We start from the raw sequence: 20,326 nt of genomic DNA, 5'->3' as shown, positions 1-20,326 counted from the left end.
TTATCCGCCACCGCCCAGATCCAAACCGCGCGGGCGTTGTTGCGATCGCGAGTGATGGCCCCGACCGAAACTCCATTTTGCCCCGCCATTCCTATGTTGTTCGGCGGCTCGGCACCGTTGCCGCGCACCTCGATGTTTTCGGTTGCCAGAAGAGTCTCGATCTGATCGATATCCGGCGCGTCGGCGTCGAATTGCATCCAGATGGAAAAGCTATAGCCATGGAAAACCGGGGCTTGCACCAGCCGCAGCGAGGGCATGGGCCCATCGCCCGAACGCTCCAGCAAAGTCGCAAGGTGGCGCTCGACGCGCGTCTCCACGTCATCCAGCTTCAGCGCTGCTTCTTCACCGAGCGCGGCCAGCATGCTGAACGCCAGCTGCGCATCGAAAATCTTCTTGGGCATGGGCTTGAAAGAGAGCAAGCTCACCGCCTGGCCCTGCAACTCTTCCACGCCGGATGCCCCGCGCTCGCTGGCCGGTTCGAAAACGTGAGCGATCCAGCAGGACACCTTGTAGCGCAACACAACGCATCCAAGCAGCATCGCTAGCGCGACCGCCGCCGGATGCGCGATCGAGTGAATGGCATCGGGCGGCACGCGGAAATCGTGCGGCTCGACCAACGGCGCGCGCAAGCGTGAGCGCGGATCGTCTTCCAACCCGTAAGTCAGATCGATCAGCGCTTGCTTCGGCGCAAGTTCGAGCGCTTTCCGAGACGATTCGGGAGAGCCCGCCAGCACGATCAAATCCGTGTCAATCAGAGAGCCGGCGTTCAGCTGGGAGACGAAAGCCGGTTCTCCGGCGTGTTCCGAAAGCACGCCGCCGGCTTCGTTTTCGGACGCGATCAGGCGCAGGTCGGCACCTAGGGAATATCCAGCCAGATAATCGCGAAGCTCGCGGCCCAGCAAGGTTTCGCTCCCAACCAGCGCCATCAGGTCAGCCAACCGATTGCTCCAACGCCGGAGGGGGATTGTGCGCCCGCCGCGAACGCCGCCGGATGATGCCGCCGATGCGCAGCAACACGCCGCTCGCCGTATAGGTGCTTGCCATCAGCAGCAGCACCGGCTGACGCCAAAGGAAAATCATAATGATCAGCGCGCCAATCAGCACGATCGTCAAGGGTGAGCGCGGGCGCAAGAAGGCATTGTCTTTGAAGGCGTAGTAACGCCAGGGCGAAATCATTAACCAGGAAAGTAGAACCAGCAGCAGCAGCCAGACGATGCTGAGCGTCATCCACGTGATCGGATAACCGTCCGCCGCAAACACGGTTGCCGCGATCAGACCCGCCGCCGCCGGAATCGGCAAACCCACGAAATATTTGCGATTCGGGCGGCCGGGATTCTTGGGCATCGGATTCTTCGTTACGTTGAAGCGCGCCAGACGCGCTGAACCGCACAACAGAAAGAGGAACGTGATCAACTTCGCCGCGCGCGACAGTTGATCGCTCAAGAGCGGCATTTCACCGCCGATGAACTGCGAGCCCCAGGTATAAGCCAGCAGGGCGGGCGCCAGTCCGAAACTGATGACATCGGAAAGCGAGTCCATCTCGCGCCCGAAGTCGCTGGTCGTGTTGGTTAAGCGCGCGATCCGTCCGTCGAGCCCGTCCAGCAGGATCGCGAGGCCGATCATCTGCGCGGCGAAGGCGAAGCTCGCGGCTGCGGCATCCGGATGTCCGATCGCCTGGGCGCCCTGAATCGAGTGCAGCATGGCCAGAAATCCGAGGAAGATATTGCCCGCCGTGAACGCGGTGGGCAAGGCGTAGGCGACGCGCGTCGGCTTGCGGCGCGGCCGCGGTTCTACGTCGGACACAACACCGATTCCTCCAGCGCGACCGTCCGCACTTCGAGCGGCTCAGGGGTGCCCGCACGCCGCGCCAGCACGCTGGAACCCGCCAGCACGCGCATTCCCTCGCGCACCTCGACGTGCCATTCCGGACCGAAGAGCACGTCCGCCCGCGAACCGAACCGGATCATCCCCACGCGCTCGCCGAGGCTTACGTAATCGCCGGGCTGCTTGGTGAAAACGATGCGCCGCGCGATCAGTCCGGCAATCTGTTTGAAGACGACCTGCGTGTCCTCGGTTTGAATGGTCACTTGATTCTGCTCGTTCCGGACCGAAGCCGCGGTACGGCTCGCGGCCAGAAACATGCCCTTCTGATAGTTGACCGACGAGATGATTCCGGAGATGGGCGCGCGGTTCACGTGTACGTCAAAGATATTCAGGAAAATGCTGATGCGGGTGATGCCGGGCGCTTCTTCGACCACCGATACGACTCTTCCATCCGCGGGCGACACGGCGACCGGCCCGGCCGGAATCATACGCTCCGGGTCCCGGAAGAACCATGCGCAAAACGCGCCGACGATGAAGAGCGGAAGCGCTAGCCACGGGTTCGTGAGCCAGGCGATCACGGCGGCCGCTAATGTGAACCCCGCCGCGTAGTAGACTCCGTCGCGAACCATTCGATTTAGTCCTTCATGGTAACGCGCCAGCCGCTGTATACCCTTCCGCGAGCTGAATAGGGCCGCTAACGTGCTACGGATGCTACGATAGCCTCTGGCTGCTATGTATAACCCTTTCTTTGGGTTGCGCGAGAACCCGTTCAACCTCAGCCCGGACCCGAGCTTCCTTTTTCGCAGCCCGCAGCACGAAGAAGCGCTGGCCAATTTGATTTACGGCGTGCAGAGCCGGAAGGGGTTCATCGCGCTCACCGGCGAGGTCGGAACCGGCAAGACAACGCTGCTCGAATGCCTCCGCGACCACTTAGCCGGCCACAATATCGCGTTCGCATTTCTCTTCAATTCCCAAATTTCGCGGGCTGAGTTTTTTGAAATGGTCGCGTACGATTTCGCGCTGCCGGGAACCAAATTCACGAAGACCGAGGTTCTGTTTGCGCTCAACAACATGCTGCTGGAGCGCGCGCGATCCGGGAATACCACCGCTCTCATTATCGATGAAGCGCACAATCTCGAATGGGACGTGCTGGAAGAAGTGCGCTTGCTGGGAAACCTGGAAAACCGGCATGGAAAACTGCTGCAGATCATCCTGGCCGGCCAGCCCGAGCTGGATGCCAAACTGGACGCGCCCAAGTTCCGCCAACTGAAACAGCGCATCGCCCTGCGCTGCAGTTTGAACGCGCTCACTCTGGAAGAGACCCTCTCGTATATCGGCTACCGGCTCGCGCACTCGGGTCTGCCGGAACAGCGCATCTTCTCGCCGCAGGTGATCGCGCAGATTCACGGTTATACAGGCGGTATTCCACGGCTGATTAACCTGGTGTGCGACAACGCGCTGCTTAGCGCGTTCGCCGGCAGCAGCCACACCGTCACCCCGGGGATGATTACCGAGGTGGCGAAGGATCTCCGATTGACGCCGGTCTCACGCGTTTCCGAACCCGCAGAGGTCGGTTTACTGCGGGGTTGACTGAGGGGGTGACGCCGGATTCGGTGTGGCGGCAGTGGTCGCCAGCGCCGCATCCGCGCTGTACACGGTTACCTCAACCCGGCGAGCTTTGGCGCCCGCGGCCCGTCCGCGGTCTTGTTCGGATTGGGACTTACCCATGCCGATCATATGGATGCGGAAGATCGGGATGTCGTACTTCGCGATCAGATACTGCGTTACTTTTTCCGCGCGCCGACGGCTGAGCGCGTCGTTATAGGCATCCGAGCCGGTGCGATCGGTGAAACCCTCCACCGCGATAAAATAACGCTTCCACTGGTCTTTGCTCTGGGCCAGGTTATCCAGCTCGCGTTTGGCGACCGGAGTTAACGAGTACTTACCAAAACCAAACGGCACCTCAACCATGCTGGCCGGTTTGTAGTCTTCCAGATTGGCGACCGTGTTTCGAAGTTCGCTTAAGTCGCGCGCGTTGCGATCGGCCTTCGCGCCGGCAGTACTCGCCGCAGCCAAAGCATCGCCGGCACGTGCGTCCGCGCCGCGGGCCGTTTCCTTCGTTGCGCTGATCTCCTGCTCATTGTGTTCGACGTCGCGGCGCGTGGCTTCGAGCGTTTGTCCCTGCTGATTGGTCTGATTCGCTACCTGATCGACGCGGTTCGACACCGGATCGACTGTGTTCTTCACATACTTCTTGGTCGCGCAACCGCCGCATAACAGCACTACGGCGCTTACGAGCGCGAGAGGCAAAGAATTGTATCGCAATTTACAGCCCTCCCTATCAGATTTCGAGCACTTGCCATGCCAGCATCGCTGTGTGCGGGAACCGTCGTTTCGCTCCGGCTCAGTCTGAGGCATCTCGGGCGAAGCGACGGTTCCCGCGTGCGGCGGATCCGTCATCCTCCCGCAATTGTAAATCGTCTCGCCTTAGACTAGGAGGCGAATGGTTCCCATGTCGGTCCGGCGCGTTCCGCCCCGTGTCAACCCTCGAGTCGACGCGGGGACGCTCTTGAGAATCGCCGGCGCGATCTTACTCCTTGCGGTCGTCACGCTGATCGATCTTAAGGTTCTTCGCGCGAATCCGTCCACCGCCGGATTTACATACCTGGTGACGGTCCTGATTATCGCCACATATGCGGGCACGCTCGAAGCGGTGGTCGCGTCTATCGTCGCCACGGTAGGTTTCAACTTTTTTTTCCTGCCGCCCATCTTCACGTTCGTCGTAGCCGATCCGCAGAACTGGGTGGCGCTGATCGCGCTGCTCGCCACGGCTTTGATCGGTAGCCGGCTGGCTGCCCGCGCGCGGGAACAAACTTCCGCGGCCCAGCAACGCCAGGCCGAAATGGAGCTCCTTTATTCATTGAGCCGTTCCATTCTTCTCGCCGAACCGAACGAGCTAATGGCGAAGCGCATTCCTTACGAACTGGTTCGAATCTTCGGTTTTAGCGGAGCGGGCTTCTTCGATGCGCGCACGGGGCAACTTTACGCAACCGGTTGGGACAATCCCGCATTGAGCCGGCTCGATCCGCAGCTACGGGAAGCGGCCGTCAGCGGAATGTCGAGAAACGACGGCGAAGGCGGGTCGCTGATCTTCGCCATTCGCCTGGGAGGCCAGCCGATCGGGAGCCTCGCGCTGTTTCCGGCGCGCATCTCGTCGACCGCGCTCGAATCGCTTTCCAACCTGGTCGCCATTACTCTGGAAAGGTACCGTGTTCAGGAAGAAGCCAACGCGCGCGATGCGGAGCTGCGGGGCGAAGCTTTGAAATCCACCTTGCTCGACGCGATCGCGCATGAATTCAAGACACCGTTAACGTCCATCAAGGCGGCGTCGACGAGTCTGGCGTCCGCGCCGAATCTCAGCGCAAACCGGGTCCACGATCTCGGCGAAATCATCAGTGAGGAGTCCGACCGGCTCGACCGGCTGGTCACCGAAGCCATTCAAATGGCGCGCATCGAGAGCGGCAAGGTCCAACTCAACCGCTCCGTAACTCCGGCTTCGGAACTGGTCGAAGCGGCCGTGGGTCGCGCCCGCCAGACGCTCAATGGCCATTCCGTGTCGGTTTCCGTTCCGCCGGGAGATATCCTGATCGCAGCCGACGCGGACCTGATCGAACTCGCCGTTCGTCATCTGCTGGATAATGCCGCGAAATACTCCGCGACCGGCGCTCCCATCGAGGTGTCGGTTTGTCAGGATGACGGCGGCGCAATTCTGCAAGTCATCGACTCAGGTCCCGGAATACCGGAAGCGGAGCAGGGGCGTATTTTCGATAAGTTCCATCGAGCGCCAAGCACCAGCCCGGAGACACCCGGTACGGGTATCGGCCTGCATATCGTGCGCGAGATCGTGAAGGCGCATGGCGGCCATGTGTGGGTGGAGAGCCGGCCGGGCGAAGGCGCGCGGTTTTCCATTATGCTTCCAGTGGCCGCGAAGGCCGGAGCAGATTCGTGAGTACCGGCCGCGTGCTGCTGGTAGACGACGAACCGCAGATCCGCCGCGTGCTGCGCATAACTCTGGCCGACGAAGGCTACGAGGTCACCGAAGCCCGCAACGGCGAAGATGCTCTGGAGCTGCTCCGGACGGATCGCTTCGACTTAGTTCTGCTCGACGTGAACATGCCGGGTATGGGTGGAATCGCCACGTGCAGCGCCATTCGCGCAGTGAGCGATTGCGCGATCCTGATGCTCACGGTGCGTGACAGCGAGGGCGAAAAGATCGCCGCCCTGGATGCGGGGGCGGACGGCTACGTCACCAAGCCGTTCAGCACGCCCGAGCTGCTGGCGCGCATACGATCTGCGCTGCGCCGGACTCTGGAGCCTCAGACCGGCGCCCCCAAACAAGTCGACCTCGGAGATGTCCGGATCGACTTCGAACGGCGAACCGTTACCCGTGACGGCGACGCCCAGCACCTGACGCCCAAAGAATTCGATCTGCTGCAATATCTGATCAGCCACCCCAACCGCGCCATTCCGCATCGGGAACTCCTGCAGCGAGTTTGGGGGCCGGAATACGGCGACGAGGTGGAGTATCTGCGCGTGTTCATGAAACAGCTGCGGCGCAAGATCGAGCCGGATCCGGCTAAACCGCAGTATCTGCTAACCGAGCCGTGGGTTGGATACCGTTTTTCGCCCCCCTCTTTATAAAATTCTTACGCGGCTTTCCCGCGATTATCACATTTAGACTGCTAGGGTTGAGTTAGGCCTATGCTCGATATCTTCTACGTGATCGTCGCGCTCCTGTTTTTCTTTGGATGCTGGGCCTTTACTCGCGCGTGCGAGCGTCTGTAAATCGCCATCTTAAATCGATATGGACTACATAATCGCCGGTATCACATCGTTGTTCCTTTTCGCTTACCTGATCTACGCCCTTTTGCGCGCTGAGCGGTTCTAGCGAGGGAGCCCAAATATGACAGCCTCAGGCATCATTGAAATCCTCATCTACTTCGGCGTGATTGTAGCCATTACTAAACCGATGGGCCTGTTCCTGGTCGCGGTTTATGACGGACGGCGTACATTCCTTCATCCCGCGCTGCGGTGGCTGGAAACGGTGACTTACAAATCAAGCGGGATCCGCGAAGACGAGGAGCAGCACTGGACGCGCTACTCCATCTCACTCATTGCGTTCAGTGCGATCAGCTTTTTATTCGTCTATGTGATCCAACGTCTTCAGGCGTACCTGCCATTGAATCCGCAGAACTTCGGGACGCCGGTCATGGCGCCTGACCTGGCTTTCAACACAGCGGTTAGTTTCGTCACGAATACGAACTGGCAATCTTATAGCGGCGAGTCGACTCTAAGTTACTTCGTGCAGATGGCCGCACTGACTGTCCAGAATTTCTGCTCCGGCGCGGCGGGTATGGCTGTCGCGGTTGCTCTGGTTCGCGGATTTTCGCGCCAACAGACCAAGACCATCGGTAACTTCTGGGTCGATCTAACTCGGGGCACGGTCTACGTTCTCCTGCCGTTATCGATCATTGGCGCCCTATTCCTTTGCTCGCAGGGCGTGATTCAAAACTTGAAGCCGAACGACGTTGTCACCACGCTCGAGGGCGTGAAACAGGTAATTCCGATGGGGCCCGTAGCTTCCCAGGAAGCGATCAAGATGGTGGGTACGAACGGCGGCGGCTTCTTCGGCGCAAACTCCGCCCATCCCTTCGAGAATCCCACGCCCTTTACGAATTTCATTCAGCTGGTGATGATCTTCTCGATCCCGGCGGGGTTGACTTATTTGTTCGGACGAATGGTCAAGGACACGCGCCAGGGCTGGGCGCTTTTCGCCACGATGAGTTTACTGTTTCTGATCGGAGTGTTTGTCTGTTATCCCGCGGAACAGCACGGCAATCCGATACTGACTAATCTTGGGTTGGAAAGCGCCGCCACTGCGGGACAGGCCGGCGGAAACATGGAAGGTAAGGAAGTACGGTTCGGGATCGCTACTTCCGCCCTCTTTACAACGGTGACTACCGACGCGAGCTGCGGCGCGGTGAATAACGCCCACGATAGCTTGACGCCGCTAGCCGGCCTGGTGCCGCTGTTCAACATTGAAACCGGCGAAGTTATCTTCGGAGGTGTGGGCGCCGGTCTATACGGGATGTTGCTCTTCGCCATCGTCGCCGTGTTTATCGCCGGCCTGATGGTCGGACGAACCCCGGAATACATCGGCAAGAAGATCGAACAGAAGGAAGTCAAGATGGCGATGCTGGCGCTCATCGCTACAGCGGCAAGCATACTCATCTTTGCCGGGCTAAGTTCCGTAATCGGTTTCTCGAAGAACGGTTACTGGAACCCGGCCGGTGCAGCCATCGCGAATCTGACGAACAACGGACCGCACGGCTTCTCCGAAATCCTCTATGCCTTCGCCAGCGGCGCCGGGAACAATGGCAGCGCGTTCGCGGGCATCAATACCAACACGCCATGGTACAACCTGACTCTCGGTCTCGATATGCTGATTGGCCGGTTTCTTTTTATCATTCCGCTGTTAGCGGCGGCCGGGAGTCTGGCGGCCAAGAAGCGGATCGCCAGTACCGCGGGCACATTTCCCACGCATGGGCCGCTGTTTGTCGGCCTACTGGCGGGAGTGGTCGTCATTGTCGGAGCGCTGACTTACTTTCCCGCGCTGGCGCTGGGCCCGATCGTAGAACATTTCCTGCTGGAAAGCGGGAAGTTATTCGCCTCCCTGCCGTTCGGCGGGTTCTGGAGCTGATTCGATGAGCACTGTTACCGATACTCCATCGACGATGACGCCCGATTCGCAGCCCTCAAGCTCTCCGGCGCCCGACACCGGGAGTCTGATTCCGAAGAAGCTGCTCCGCGCGCGCCCGCTGTTCGACCGCGCCATTCTGCGCAGCGCCACGCGCGAATCGTTCGTAAAACTGAATCCGGGCACGCTCTGGAAAAACCCCGTGATGTTTGTGGTGGAAGTAGGCGCCGCGCTCACCACCGTCTTCCTGGTTCGCGATCTTGCGAGCGGCGCCGGACACACCGGATTTAGTTTTCAGATCGCTCTCTGGCTCTGGTTTACCGTTCTATTCGCTAACTTCGCCGAAGCCATGGCCGAAGCTCGCGGTAAAGCGCAAGCCGAGACGCTGCGCAAAACCAAGAGCGATTCCATCGCGCACCGGATGACTTCATCCGGCAAGCTTGAAGATGTTCCGTCTTCCATGCTTCGCGCGGGAGACGTTGTGGTCTGCGAAACCAATGACATTATTCCGGGTGACGGTGAAGTCATCGAAGGTATCGCGACCGTCGACGAATCCGTTATTACGGGCGAGAGCGCTCCGGTGATCCGCGAATCGGGCGGCGACCGTAGTGCAGTTACCGGCGGCACGAAGGTGCTCTCCGACCAGGTGCAGATCAAGATCACCTCCAATCCCGGCGAAACCTTCCTGGATCGGATGATTGCATTAGTGGAGGGAGCGGAACGGCAGAAGACACCGAACGAGATCGCCCTGAATATCCTGATTGCCGGACTTACTCTGATCTTCTTACTCGCCGTTGTTACTTTGCAACCTTTCGCCGCTTACAGCGTGGCGGCGCAACATGCCGGTGCGGTCCCTTCGATCGCTGTACTTACCGCGTTACTGGTCTGCCTGATTCCTACGACCATTGGCGGATTGCTTTCCGCCATTGGTATCGCCGGAATGGACCGCGTGATGCAGCACAACGTGCTGGCGATGAGCGGAAAGGCGGTAGAAGCCTCGGGCGACGTGAATACTCTCTTACTCGATAAGACCGGGACAATCACTCTAGGCAATCGCCAAGCGGTAGAATTCCTTCCCGCGCCGGGGATTACCGAACCCGAACTGGCCGATGCCGCCCAGCTTTCGAGTCTGGCCGATGAGACGCCGGAAGGCCGTTCGATAGTGGTCCTCGCTAAGGAAAAACATGGACTGCGGGGCCGTGAAGTATCCGAACACGACGCGCGCTTTATTCCTTTCTCGGCCTACACCCGGATGAGCGGCGTGGACATCGATGGCCGGCAACTGCGCAAAGGCGCTACCGAAGCGATCATGCGGTTCGTCACCGAGCTGGGCGGGGTGGCTCCCGACGAGTTCCGTGAGTCCGCCGACCGGATCTCGCGAACCGGAGGCACGCCCCTCGCCGTGGCTGACGGGCGTCGACTTCTCGGCATCGTGCATTTGAAGGATATCGTGAAGGGCGGCATGAAGGAACGGATCGGGCAGCTTCGCGCCATGGGCATCCGGTCGGTAATGATCACGGGAGACAATCCGTTGACCGCCGCGGCGATCGCCTCCGAAGCCGGGGTTGACGATTTCCTCGCCCAAGCCACGCCCAAAGACAAGCTCGAATATATCCGCCGCGAACAGAGCGAAGGCCGGCTGGTGGCGATGACGGGTGACGGCACGAATGACGCTCCGGCACTGGCTCAAGCCGATGTCGGTCTGGCGATGAACACGGGAACCATGGCCGCCAAAGAAGCCGGTAACATGGTCGATCTGGATAGTAACCCGACGAAGTTGATCGAAGTCGTGGCGATCGGCAAGCAGCTCCTGATTACGCGCGGCGCGCTGACGACTTTCTCAATTGCCAACGACGTCGCCAAGTACTTCGCGATTATCCCGGCCATGTTTCTGACTACGTTCCCGGTGCTGGAACATCTGAATATCATGCGCCTGCACAATCCCGAGAGCGCGGTCTTAGCGGCGGTCATCTTCAATGCTTTGATTATCATCGCCCTGGTTCCGCTGGCTTTGCGCGGAGTCAAGTACCGGCCGCAAGGCGCAGCCGCGCTCTTACGGCGTAACTTACTGATCTATGGCGTGGGCGGGATTATCGTTCCGTTCCCCGGCATCTGGATTATCGACCGGCTGCTTGTGTTCTTACACCTGGCATAACTCTATGTGGAATCAAATTGGACCCGCGGTTCGAATTACTCTGTTCTTTACTGTGCTTACCGGTATCATCTACCCTCTGGCGATCACCGGCGTCACTCAGGTGATCTTTCCTCATCAGGCCAACGGGTCGCTGATTACCAGCGGCGGTAAAGTGGTTGGCTCGCGGTTGATCGGCCAAACCTTTACCAAACCGGAGTATTTCCACTCGCGTCCTTCGGCTGCCGGTAACGGTTATGACGGCACAGCTTCGACCGGCTCGAACCTGGGGCCGACGAATCAGAAGCTGGCCGACCGCGTGAAGGCGGACGTCGCGCAATTCCGCAAAGACAATCCGCACTTTACCGGACCCGTGCCGGCTGACCTGCTTACTGCTTCCGGCAGCGGGCTCGATCCGGACATCAGTCCGGCTTCGGCGGCCGCTCAGATCGATCGTGTAGCTTCAGCGCGTCGAGTTGACGCAGCGAAACTGGAACCGTTGATCGCCGAAGCTAGCAAGAGTCGCACTCTTGGGTTTATGGGCGAACCGCGTGTGAACGTGTTGCAATTGAACCTGGCGCTAGACCGCGCATTCCCGCGCGCCGCGACTCGCTGACGTCCCGTCTCGCGAGTCCGAAACGACCGCTTGCTTACGCGCGCGGCTCAGTAAATTCATTTGGGTTACAGAGCCGCGACCGTGAGGGAGCCGGTTGACACAGGCTCACTAACGTCTTTGGCATACACGCTAAGTTAGCGGTATGCGCAAAATCAGCAAAGCCGCGGTCGCCTGCTTGTTAATAACTGCCCGGATGTTCGCACAGGAGACGGAAGCGCCTACGCCCCGTGAGAAAGCGCTTCTCGATCGTATTGACCAGTTGGAGCATCGCCTGGCCGCGATTGAACAGAAATTGGGAGAACCAACCGCACCAGCCGCGGTAGCCCCGGTTGCATCCACCATGGCGCCCGCGCCTGAAAACGCCCAACCTTCGGGCACTCCCGCAGTAGACGCCGCCCAAACCACGCCCCAGACGACACCAACGCTGCCCATGCTGCCGGGAGGCACCACCCTGAACGTTCTATTCGACGGCTACTACGATTACAACTTCAATTACCCGATCGGGCGCGTGAACCTGCTCCGCGCCTACGACGTCCTAAGTAATAGCTTCAACTTAAATCAGGCCGACGTCGTGATTGAGAACGCGCCCGATGCGGCCAACGGCAAGCGCTGGGGAGCACGCGTCGATCTCCAGTGGGGGCAAGCCACCGAGACGCTTCAAGGCAACCCCGCTAACGAACCGCGGCCGGGCATTTACCAGAACATCTTTCAGGCGTTCGGCACCTATGTTTTCCCGGTAGCGAACAATGGTCTGACGATCGATTTCGGTAAGTGGTCCAGTTCGCTGGGCATTGAAGGGAATTACAACAAAGATCAGATCAACTATTCGCGCTCGTACTGGTTTGATTTTCTGCCTTTCTACCACGAAGGACTTCGCGCTGCCTATAAGATCAACGATCAGGTCACCTTCAATTACTGGATGGACAATGGAACGCAACAGACGGAAGCCTTCAATAACTACAAAGATGAGTTGTTCGGGTTTACCATTCAGCCGGCAAAGACGGTCACCTGGAATGTGAATTACTATCTGGGTCAGGAACACCCGGACACCATCTATAACGTGACTGGCCCGACCGCGGTGGGCGATCTCCAGGGAGTCGGATTCACGCCAATCGTAAATCCACCTAAAGGAAAGCTCGACATCCTCGATTCCTACGCGATCTGGCAGGCTTCGCCGAAGTGGACCGTCGCCGCTGAAGCGGACTACGTGGTCGAGCGTTACCAGACGACCTCCGCGCCGGTGGAAACCTGGGGCGGCGCTCTTTACGCGCGCGATCAAGTCACTTCACGCGTGGCACTCGGCGCGCGAGCGGAATACATGCATGACGGCGGACTCTTTAGCGGCGTCGATCAAGCGCTGAAAGAGACGACCTTTACTTTCGAGTACAAGCTGATGGATAACCTGATAGTCCGTGACGAATGGCGGCGTGACTTTTCGAATCATCCGTATTTTTATACCTCGGTGGGGGATATTCTTAAGAAGGAACAGAACACCGCGACGATGGGGTTAATCTTCTGGTTTGGGCAAAAGGCGGGGAGTTGGTAGCGATGAATAGTTTTATCGGCCGGTAGATCAAGAACTAATTAGCCACAGATGAACACAGATAAACACAGATGCTGATTGTGGTTTTATCTGTGTTCATCTGTGGCTAATGAGTCTTTCTCGCATCCCGCTGCCGGCTGCACAATGTTGAAATAATCGAAGTATGCCAACTTCGGCACTAACTCGTCCCGACCCCGACCAGCTTCTCCGCCGCGTTCAAGCCGAAGAAGAATACCTGCGGCGCGGCCGGCTCAAGATTTTCCTCGGATATGCGTCCGGCGTCGGGAAATCTTTCCGTATGCTTGACGAGGGCCGCCGCCGCAGGGAACGCGGGCAGGACGTTGTGGTCGGCGCGATCCAGACCGTCATCGAAAGCGATATCTCGCGCCTGCTCCAGAAACTCGAAATCATCCCGCTCAAGAAAGTGGCCGGCGTCGAAACGATGGATGTCGATACCATCCTGCAGCGCCATCCGCAAGTCTGTCTGGTCGACGGATTGGCTCACGACAATCCGCCCGGCTCGCGCCACGCCAGCCGCTGGCAGGATGTCGACGAGCTACTCGCGGCGGGAATCTCGGTCGTTACCACCATCAACCTGGGTTACATCGCCGAGCTGCAGGACGAAGTCGCCCGCATCCGAAACAAGCGCGTCGACCAGAGTGTACCCATCGATTTCATCCGCCGCGCCGATGAAATCGTCTTAGTCGACGCGCCGCCCGATGCCCACATCCTCCACGACTATGCGTCGGGGGAGACACAGGCGCAGGATATTGACGCCTTGCGGCATCGGTCCGCCCAACTGCGCGAGATCGCGCTGGTACTCGCGGCCGATGTGGTGGACCACCAGCTTGAGTGCTATCTGGAACGCAATGGCATTCAGCAGAGCTACGGCACGCAGGAGCGCGTTCTCATCTGCCTCACTCCGCGGGCCAATGCCGCCCGCATGCTGGAGATAGGCGGCCGCATACGGGACGGTTTCCACGGAGAACTAGTCGCCGCGTATGTGGAGCAGCCGAAACTCGCGGCCGATCAACGCTCCCGGCTCGAAGCGAATCTTGAACTGACCCGGGCTTTCGGCGTGAAAGTGGAGCGGCTCGAGGGCGATCCGATCGACTCGATCCTCGAATTCGCGCACAAGCGCGGCATCACGCAGGTTTTCGTCGGCCATAGCATGCGCGACGATTGGAAAGCCCGGCTGATCGGCACGCCGCTGGATAAACTTCTACGCAAGCGCCGCGGCTTCGATGTTCGAGTGTTTCCCCAGCTTTGAATGCCCAACAAGCCTGAGCGCGGAAATCTAAAGATTTTTCTCGGCTTCGCCGCGGGCGTGGGCAAGACGTATCAGATGCTCGAAGAAGGCCAGCAATTGAAGGCCGAAGGCGTCGACGTCGTCATTGGCTACTTCGAACCGCACGCCCGCAAGGACACGATTGCGCTGACCGCCGGATTCGAAACCGTCCCCCGCCGTACGGTCGACTACCGCGGCACTCTGTTCGAAGAGATGGATACCGACGCCATACTGGCGCGCCATCCGAAGGTTTGCCTTGTCGACGAATTTCCGCACACGAACGTACCCGGTTCGGCGCGCAGCAAGCGTTGGGAAGATGTGTTGGTGCTGCTGGACGCCGGGATCGATGTGTATACGACGATGAACATCCAGCATCTGGAGAGCCTCAATGACCAGGTGCAGCAGATCTCGGGGGTGCGTGTGCGCGAGACCATTCCGGATTGGGTGGTTGAGCGCGCGAGTGAAGTGGTCATGGTCGACCTCGCGCCGCGTGCCCTGCTGAACCGGTTGGAACGCGGCGTCATCTACAAGCCCGATAAGGCCAAGCAGGCGATGAATAACTTCTTCCGCGAATCGACTCTGGCCGCCTTGCGCGAGATGGCTTTGCGGCAGACGGCTCACGAGGTCGGTTCGCGCCGGCAGGACGCCGGTTCAGATAAACCCGCTTTCGAAAGCGGCGGCAATGTTCAGCGCGACTCCTCGAAACGGATTCTGGTTCTCGTCACCGACGATCCGTCGAGCGTTGCTTTGATCCGCCGTGCCAAGCGGGTCGCCGACTTTATCCATTCCGATTGCATAGCGGTTGGGATTGCACCTCTCGGAGATCAAGCCGCGCGTGCGCGCGCGCTTACCGATAAGCACCTCAACTTCGCCCGCAATCTGCACGTGGAAACCCGTTTGATCGAGGCCCAATCGGTTCCGGAAACGCTGGTTCAGTTCGCGCGCGCCAACAGCGTGACCGAGATCTTCATCGGGTGGCCGAAACTGAAGAACTGGCTGCCGCCGTTTCTGCGCAATGACGTGCAGAAGATCGTGCGTTTATCGAAGGGCATGCAGGTTACGGTGGTCGACGATCGACGCGATACGGCGGCCGTGCGCCCAGGGCCGGAACGGGACATGTAAGTTGGGAAGGGCATATTTCCGTGGCGTATTTCGTTATCGTTAGGAATGGAAGTCCGTTTCACGCCAGAGCAGGAAGCGCAACTTTCGCGCATCGCGACCCTCGACGGGATGGACATCGAGCATTTCGTAAAGGAAGCGGCCTTGCGTTTGGTCGAAACCAGGAATCGCTTCAGCGCCGCTGTTTCGGAAGGAATCGTTCAGGCCGACCAGGGCCCTATTGACGATGATGAAGTGCGCCTCCGGCTTGAGCAGCAAGAAAGAGCGGGCACAGATTCGGCACTCGATGGCTAGCGCGTCCAAACGTCCCGCACCCCAACGCGACATATAATAACGACACAATCTCCAGCGAGGTAACTGCCATGTCGTCCGAAATGTCATCTGAATTCGATCGCCGCAATTTCCTGAAGAAGGCCGCGGCATCCGGTATCGCCCTCAGCGCCGCGCAACATCTATTTGCCGCGAAAGCCGCTACCTCTCGCGTTGTCGGCGCGAATGATCGTATCAACCTCGGCGTGGTCGGCGTCGGCGGACGCGGTTCCTACCTCGCCAACAAGTTCTCGAAGTTCGCGGAAGACAATCCGAACTCCTGCCAGATCGTAGCGGTTTGCGACGTTTATGAGAAGCGCAAGCGCGAGGCGGCGGAGAAGCACAACGCCAAGGGCTATCTCGATTACCGCGAAGTGATCGCGCGTCCCGATATCGACGCCGTGATTGTCGCGACGCCCGACCACTGGCACGCCAAAATCGCTCTCGCCGCGCTGGACGCCGGCAAAGACGTGTACTGCGAGAAGCCGATGACTCACACCATCGACGAGGCGCTGCAACTCGCCCGCACCGTGCGTGAAACCAAGCGGGTGTTCCAGGTGGGCTCGCAGACCACGTCCGCCGATCAATGGCACAAGGCTAAGAAGGCGATCGCCGACGGCATGATCGGCCAGATTATCGAGAGCCAGGGCTCATACCATCGCAACTCGGTCGAGGGCGAGTGGAACTGGAAGATTGATCCGGATGCCGGTCCCAACGGCAAGGGAGATAACTATGTGGATTGGAAGACCTGGCTGGGTCCAGCACCCGCACGTCCGTGGGATGCCGATCGCTTCTTCCGCTTCCGCAAGTATTGGGACTATTCGGGCGGCATCGCGACCGACCTGTTCTTCCACGTCGTCGCCCCGATGAATATCTGCTGGCCCGAACCGCAGTTCCCCGCGCGCGTGATGGCCAGCGGCGGTATTTACGTCTTCAAAGACGGCCGCGAAGTTCCCGATACCTTCAACTTGCTGGCGGACTACGCGGCGGGGCACTCGCTGGTACTCAGCTCGACGATGGCCAACTCGCGGCACATCCCGGGGCTGATTCGCGGGCATCTCGGTTCCATCGTGATGGTGCAGCACGGTATGTTTGAAGCGCCTACCGATTTCATCAGCGTCTATCCGGAGCACAACGTTATTGACGATGCTTATAAAGCGAAGTTCGGCGACAGCGAGATCGATATCCCGGTAGACCAATCCGACATGATGACCCGGCACATCGCGAACTTCCTTTCGTGCATGCGGACGCGCGAGAAGCCCGTGCTGGACGTAGAAACTGCGCTGCGAGCGCAGGTCACCATCTCGATGAGCGTACAAAGCTACCAGCAGGGTAAGGTGTTGTTCTGGGACGAGCGGGCCATGAAGGTAAGGGATCACGCGGTAACGGCCGCCTAGGGCGGCCGACCGCAGAAGAATTCTTTCCCTCGGGTATGAAGTAACGTAGGTACGAAGTCTCAAACCGCGACGATCACGCAGAACGCAAACCACACCATGCGGCATCGGTCGATCACCGATACCATCTTCGGCAATGAAAACCAAACCTGCGTTTTCACTTACGATGAATTCTCGCGGGTGACCAAGGACAACTGCGGGTCGGCATGGGGCGCCGCGTATGCTTATGACTTATTCGGCAACATGGCGAAATCGACGATTGCCGGATCGCCCGGAACCAGCTTCCAGCCGACGAGGACTAGGGGGACGGCAGCGTTCAAGCGCCCAAAGCTAACCAGGGACGATGTATCGTCCCGTCCGGAGCGCAAGCGGCGATTCTTCCCGTTCAAGCGGCTGCTGCAAAGTTCTGGGGCAAGACGCTCCTTGACGGACTAGGTGGATCTGGGGGCGTCGGATTTGGATCGGGTATGGGGCTATATGGGAGTGTGTCGGTGCAAATCGGCGTTAGCCCGAACGGGAATGCCGCCTACGTAATCACCGCTGCAGCGCCGGCGAGCATAACCGGGGCAGGGTCATACGCCTGGGTAACCCCGTCGACGAAAGGCTTTGGGTTATTAGGCGGTTCTCAGTTCGGAATATCTAACGTCTCAGACGTATCGCAATTAGCCGGTCCTAGCTTAGATGCTTCGACGAGCGTCGCTGCAGGCATTGGTTTAGGGGGAGATCTGTCAGTCGGCGACGGCTCTTGGCAATTCAATATCACACTCGGGTTTGGTTTAGGGGGTCGGGGAAGCGCCGGCGCGAGAACAAACACCTCGGTGTTCCCGATCTGCGGCTCTTGGTGACTGACAAAATGAAAGCAATCCCCGCAGTTGTAGTCAACTTGTGGTTGCCTCTCGTTTTGGGGGCCGGTCTCGTGTTGCTTTTAGCAGGCGAACCTTTACCTTATTGGACGATCTGTCTCCCGTTACTGCCGCTTCTTGCGTACATGAATACCTTGGCCAGCATTCGGGCTCGTGAAGGAGAGATTCAGATTCAGCGATGGTGGGGGTCGAAGACTGTGCCGAAAGACCAAATTCAGGACATTTCGCCATCTGCATTGGAAGGCGTGTGTAGGTTGCGGCTCCGCCATTTCGTTGCTCCATGGGGTAGTGTCTATTTTGTTTCAGACTGGTCGGATGCTATAGTTAGCCGGAAAAACGCTGAAGCTGAAGTCTGCGCTCAGGGGGAGGGCACGCCCTGGGTTTTGCCGAGCTGGGTTGGCTCCAGCGCCCTGGCACTTTCCGGGTTTATTCTCGGACGGGTGCTCAGTAACGATTTTCATGCGCTCTTAACCGAGGAATACGCGCTTGGTGCAACGGGCATCGCAGTTTCGGCCATCTTGGCTGTGCTCTTCGTCGTTACCCGGAAGAGGACCCCGGTACTCGCGAACGTAATGCTGTTCTGCGCGATGATGGTGGCGGCCATGGTTCGGATGAGCCAGTGATAACGGCAGAGTTGGAGTCGCCTTCAAAGACCTCGCACTCGCTCCAGGTGCTGGTGGCAGGAATCTTACCTCAAGGCGGCCCAAGCCCCAGTGGCTCCCCACAAGGAACGCCAAGCCAAATAGCCAACTGCGGCGGTACGCTGTGGTACGATCCCGCCGACGCTGGAATCCCGCAGACCATTCCGTGCAAGCAAAACGTTACTAACGGTTTCCCGCCCGCCCCGCAACAGCCCACCGGCCCGACGCCCGCGTCCGAGGTCTCCAGGACCGGGACGAAAACCTTCCCATGCGGGGTTCCCGCGCAGTTCGTGATGAACGCTGTGGAGAACAACATGGGGAGTTTCGCGGATAATAGGAGCTTAGTCTTCGCCGCCAACTTCCCGTCGGTGCCCATCGTTCAAGGTGGCCAATACATAATTTTGCCGGGCCTGAACGACTATTATGAAGGGGGCGAATTTCCAACTGGGATTCTGGCGGTCACGGCAACGTCGGTTTCTGCGAGCAGTTATACCTTTACAACCGACCCGTCCCGGCATTATCTTAACGGCACAATCTCTTTCTCGACGGTCAACGCAGGCAACGGGACATAACGTTCTCGATCACAGCAAACGCCAATTTTGTCAACCCCGTCACGAAACTCTTCATGGCCAAGATAATCAAGGCTGCAGAGAACTCGATTTGGACCAATATGCTTTCCAACGTCCAGAGTTACTGTCGGGTCGGTGGATAATGGCGATCGCCGCCCGTGCAACCAGGAGCGTATTTCGCTCTATAATGTACGCGATTTTTTTGTTGTTTATCATAGTCATCGTTCCTATAACGAATCACTTGTTGGGGAAAGCAATCATCGCGCTGCGACCCATGGGATTAGAAGATCTGGCCGGCACTCTGATGCGCTCGTGGATCGTCGGATCCACTGTTCTCGCCACCTTCCTGTTTGCGTTCTTGGCCTGGAGAACACGCCGCCTGTCAGCAGCTGGAGCTACCTTCGAGGTGCGGTCTGAGGGTATTATGCTTTCTTTCTGGTGGGCCATTGTCATTGGAGCGATCCTGTACTTCGGGTCGTTAGGATTCGGCGGATGAAACCAACAGTGCCTGGGGCACATGGCGAGTCCGTCGTGTCGGTTGCCCTTCGATGATGCAAGCCCGCACCCGTCGGCTGTTCGGCTCGATCACAGGGACAACCGTCTATAACTACCATTCCAGTCCGAATTGTGCGGCATCTTCGCCGGGGGATCTGATCCGGAAGAAGGACGCCGCAGGGAATCTGACCTGCTACAACCATGACGCGCTGCACCGCGTTACAATCTCGAGTTACGGCGGCCCGTACCAGCCTGCAACCCCTAACCGGTATTATGTCTACGATTCAGCGACAGCGACGGCGCCGCGATGAGCAACGGCGGCGGCCGGCTGGTGGAAGCCTACACGACGACCATTGCCGGATCGCCCGGAACCAGCTTCCAGCCGACGTACAATGTTTCGAGCATCGCGGCTGCATTCCATTCCCAGAACACCTTCATTGGGCAATTTCTTGGCGGGAATACCGTTTCCGGGCTCACCGACATAGGATTGACATAGGACTGAATATTTCGGGCTACTCGCGATCTTGCCCAGATCGCTCTTGGCGGCGCAGGCCAGGGTGTTCCCCCACTCCATGGTGAGTCAGGCATTCAAACTCTGTTCGGTCAAGGCGCGCACATTGGGAGCCACAGCGCCGGTTGGGACGGCGCGGCAGGAATCGCGATAGACACGCTTGTCAGTTCAGGAACGAGTCTTGCCGCGAGGGCACTCCCAGCCAAGGCTGTTGGTGCGATTGGACGATTAGGTCTGGACGCAGTTAATGTCGCGGCTTACGGCCA

Annotated in this window: 20 protein-coding genes; 15 read left to right on the top strand and 5 right to left on the bottom strand. The window is 59.0% G+C overall.

Features of this window, described 5'->3' with window-relative positions; genetic code table 11:
- The 3 genes from H1Y01_RS08505 to H1Y01_RS08495 form a co-directional block, all read right to left on the bottom strand.
- The coding region (locus tag H1Y01_RS08505) for an Asd/ArgC dimerization domain-containing protein (protein ID WP_180540012.1) at positions 1 to 938 on the bottom strand (938 nt) is incomplete at its 3' end.
- The gene (gene pssA / locus H1Y01_RS08500) at positions 931 to 1,803 is read right to left on the bottom strand and encodes a CDP-diacylglycerol--serine O-phosphatidyltransferase (protein ID WP_219341390.1); all 873 of its coding nucleotides are present in this window, start codon (positions 1,801 to 1,803) and stop codon (positions 931 to 933) included. The genes H1Y01_RS08505 and pssA, both read right to left, overlap by 8 nt.
- Entirely contained in the window at positions 1,791 to 2,453 is a 663-nt protein-coding gene (locus H1Y01_RS08495; RefSeq protein WP_180540011.1) for a phosphatidylserine decarboxylase, read from the bottom strand. Before H1Y01_RS08495 ends, pssA begins: the two co-directional genes overlap by 13 nt.
- Positions 2,454 to 2,556: 103 nt before the next feature.
- On the opposite strand from H1Y01_RS08495, the gene H1Y01_RS08490 reads away from it, so the two are divergent.
- Complete coding sequence (locus tag H1Y01_RS08490; RefSeq protein ID WP_180540010.1) at positions 2,557 to 3,414, top strand: ExeA family protein; 858 nt, start codon at positions 2,557 to 2,559, stop codon at positions 3,412 to 3,414.
- On the opposite strand, the gene H1Y01_RS08485 is transcribed toward H1Y01_RS08490, so the two are convergent.
- Positions 3,400 to 4,134, bottom strand: coding sequence for an OmpA family protein (locus H1Y01_RS08485; protein WP_180540009.1), 735 nt, complete (start codon positions 4,132 to 4,134; stop codon positions 3,400 to 3,402). The two genes, H1Y01_RS08490 and H1Y01_RS08485, sit on opposite strands and share 15 nt — an antisense overlap.
- A gap of 202 nt (positions 4,135 to 4,336) precedes the next feature.
- Here H1Y01_RS08485 and H1Y01_RS08480 point away from each other — a divergent pair, with 202 nt between their 5' ends.
- From H1Y01_RS08480 to H1Y01_RS08430, 11 genes are all read left to right on the top strand, one after another.
- Positions 4,337 to 5,833 carry a sensor histidine kinase gene (locus tag H1Y01_RS08480; protein WP_180540008.1) on the top strand — a complete coding sequence of 499 codons (1,497 nt, stop codon included), beginning with the start codon at positions 4,337 to 4,339 and terminating at the stop codon, positions 5,831 to 5,833.
- Positions 5,830 to 6,525: a response regulator transcription factor gene (locus H1Y01_RS08475; protein WP_180540007.1), complete on the top strand. Its 696-nt coding sequence runs from the start codon at positions 5,830 to 5,832 to the stop codon at positions 6,523 to 6,525. Before H1Y01_RS08480 ends, H1Y01_RS08475 begins: the two co-directional genes overlap by 4 nt.
- A 163-nt stretch (positions 6,526 to 6,688) precedes the next feature.
- Positions 6,689 to 6,772, top strand: coding sequence for a K(+)-transporting ATPase subunit F (gene kdpF / locus H1Y01_RS19975; RefSeq protein ID WP_219341392.1), 84 nt, complete (start codon positions 6,689 to 6,691; stop codon positions 6,770 to 6,772).
- A 15-nt stretch (positions 6,773 to 6,787) separates the two neighbouring features.
- Entirely contained in the window at positions 6,788 to 8,584 is a 1,797-nt protein-coding gene (gene kdpA, locus H1Y01_RS08465; protein WP_180540006.1) for a potassium-transporting ATPase subunit KdpA, read from the top strand.
- A 4-nt stretch (positions 8,585 to 8,588) separates the two neighbouring features.
- Positions 8,589 to 10,736, top strand: a complete 2,148-nt coding sequence (gene kdpB / locus H1Y01_RS08460; protein WP_180540005.1) for a potassium-transporting ATPase subunit KdpB — start codon at positions 8,589 to 8,591, stop codon at positions 10,734 to 10,736.
- Between the two features lie 4 nt (positions 10,737 to 10,740).
- Positions 10,741 to 11,328, top strand: coding sequence for a potassium-transporting ATPase subunit KdpC (gene kdpC / locus H1Y01_RS08455; RefSeq protein ID WP_180540004.1), 588 nt, complete (start codon positions 10,741 to 10,743; stop codon positions 11,326 to 11,328).
- Positions 11,329 to 11,470: 142 nt separating this feature from the next.
- Positions 11,471 to 12,874, top strand: a complete 1,404-nt coding sequence (locus H1Y01_RS08450) for an outer membrane beta-barrel protein (RefSeq protein WP_180540003.1) — start codon at positions 11,471 to 11,473, stop codon at positions 12,872 to 12,874.
- Between the two features lie 160 nt (positions 12,875 to 13,034).
- A complete protein-coding gene (locus H1Y01_RS08445; protein ID WP_180540002.1) occupies positions 13,035 to 14,141 on the top strand; it encodes a hypothetical protein in 1,107 nt (368 codons plus the stop codon).
- Entirely contained in the window at positions 14,142 to 15,281 is a 1,140-nt protein-coding gene (locus H1Y01_RS08440; RefSeq protein ID WP_180540001.1) for a histidine kinase, read from the top strand.
- 45 nt (positions 15,282 to 15,326) lie between these two features.
- Positions 15,327 to 15,572, top strand: coding sequence for a hypothetical protein (locus H1Y01_RS08435; protein WP_180540000.1), 246 nt, complete (start codon positions 15,327 to 15,329; stop codon positions 15,570 to 15,572).
- An 80-nt stretch (positions 15,573 to 15,652) separates the two neighbouring features.
- Positions 15,653 to 16,984 (top strand): Gfo/Idh/MocA family protein, encoded by a 1,332-nt coding sequence (locus H1Y01_RS08430; protein WP_180539999.1) that lies wholly within the window; start codon positions 15,653 to 15,655, stop codon positions 16,982 to 16,984.
- Positions 16,985 to 17,205: 221 nt separating this feature from the next.
- Here H1Y01_RS08430 and H1Y01_RS08425 read toward each other — a convergent pair whose 3' ends face one another.
- The gene (locus tag H1Y01_RS08425; RefSeq protein ID WP_180539998.1) at positions 17,206 to 17,349 is read right to left on the bottom strand and encodes a hypothetical protein; all 144 of its coding nucleotides are present in this window, start codon (positions 17,347 to 17,349) and stop codon (positions 17,206 to 17,208) included.
- A 485-nt stretch (positions 17,350 to 17,834) separates the two neighbouring features.
- On the opposite strand from H1Y01_RS08425, the gene H1Y01_RS08420 reads away from it, so the two are divergent.
- The 3 genes from H1Y01_RS08420 (at position 17,835) to H1Y01_RS08410 (ending at position 20,045) form a co-directional block, all read left to right on the top strand.
- Positions 17,835 to 18,467, top strand: a complete 633-nt coding sequence (locus tag H1Y01_RS08420) for a hypothetical protein (protein ID WP_180539997.1) — start codon at positions 17,835 to 17,837, stop codon at positions 18,465 to 18,467.
- 831 nt (positions 18,468 to 19,298) lie between these two features.
- Positions 19,299 to 19,550, top strand: a complete 252-nt coding sequence (locus H1Y01_RS08415; RefSeq protein WP_180539996.1) for a hypothetical protein — start codon at positions 19,299 to 19,301, stop codon at positions 19,548 to 19,550.
- A gap of 306 nt (positions 19,551 to 19,856) precedes the next feature.
- Positions 19,857 to 20,045, top strand: coding sequence for a hypothetical protein (locus tag H1Y01_RS08410; protein ID WP_180539995.1), 189 nt, complete (start codon positions 19,857 to 19,859; stop codon positions 20,043 to 20,045).
- The last annotated feature ends 281 nt before the right edge of the window (positions 20,046 to 20,326 follow it).

Origin of the sequence: Nevskia soli (genome assembly GCF_903970205.1) — a bacterium.
Classification (GTDB): domain Bacteria; phylum Acidobacteriota; class Terriglobia; order Bryobacterales; family Bryobacteraceae; genus Bog-113.
The sequence above is the reverse complement of the archived record's forward strand: the minus strand, read 5'-3'. Positions and strand labels throughout refer to the sequence as shown.

Coding starts and splice junctions, on each gene's coding strand:
- H1Y01_RS08450 (WP_180540003.1), top strand. CDS start 11,471: ATGCGCAAAATCAGCAAAGCCGCGGTCGCCTGCTTGTTAATAACTGCC.
- H1Y01_RS08420 (WP_180539997.1), top strand. CDS start 17,835: ATGAAAGCAATCCCCGCAGTTGTAGTCAACTTGTGGTTGCCTCTCGTT.
- H1Y01_RS08445 (WP_180540002.1), top strand. CDS start 13,035: ATGCCAACTTCGGCACTAACTCGTCCCGACCCCGACCAGCTTCTCCGC.
- kdpF (WP_219341392.1), top strand. CDS start 6,689: ATGGACTACATAATCGCCGGTATCACATCGTTGTTCCTTTTCGCTTAC.
- kdpB (WP_180540005.1), top strand. CDS start 8,589: ATGAGCACTGTTACCGATACTCCATCGACGATGACGCCCGATTCGCAG.
- H1Y01_RS08440 (WP_180540001.1), top strand. CDS start 14,142: ATGCCCAACAAGCCTGAGCGCGGAAATCTAAAGATTTTTCTCGGCTTC.
- H1Y01_RS08435 (WP_180540000.1), top strand. CDS start 15,327: ATGGAAGTCCGTTTCACGCCAGAGCAGGAAGCGCAACTTTCGCGCATC.
- H1Y01_RS08490 (WP_180540010.1), top strand. CDS start 2,557: ATGTATAACCCTTTCTTTGGGTTGCGCGAGAACCCGTTCAACCTCAGC.
- H1Y01_RS08410 (WP_180539995.1), top strand. CDS start 19,857: ATGAGCAACGGCGGCGGCCGGCTGGTGGAAGCCTACACGACGACCATT.
- H1Y01_RS08495 (WP_180540011.1), bottom strand. CDS start 2,453: ATGGTTCGCGACGGAGTCTACTACGCGGCGGGGTTCACATTAGCGGCC.
- kdpA (WP_180540006.1), top strand. CDS start 6,788: ATGACAGCCTCAGGCATCATTGAAATCCTCATCTACTTCGGCGTGATT.
- H1Y01_RS08480 (WP_180540008.1), top strand. CDS start 4,337: ATGTCGGTCCGGCGCGTTCCGCCCCGTGTCAACCCTCGAGTCGACGCG.
- H1Y01_RS08430 (WP_180539999.1), top strand. CDS start 15,653: ATGTCATCTGAATTCGATCGCCGCAATTTCCTGAAGAAGGCCGCGGCA.
- kdpC (WP_180540004.1), top strand. CDS start 10,741: ATGTGGAATCAAATTGGACCCGCGGTTCGAATTACTCTGTTCTTTACT.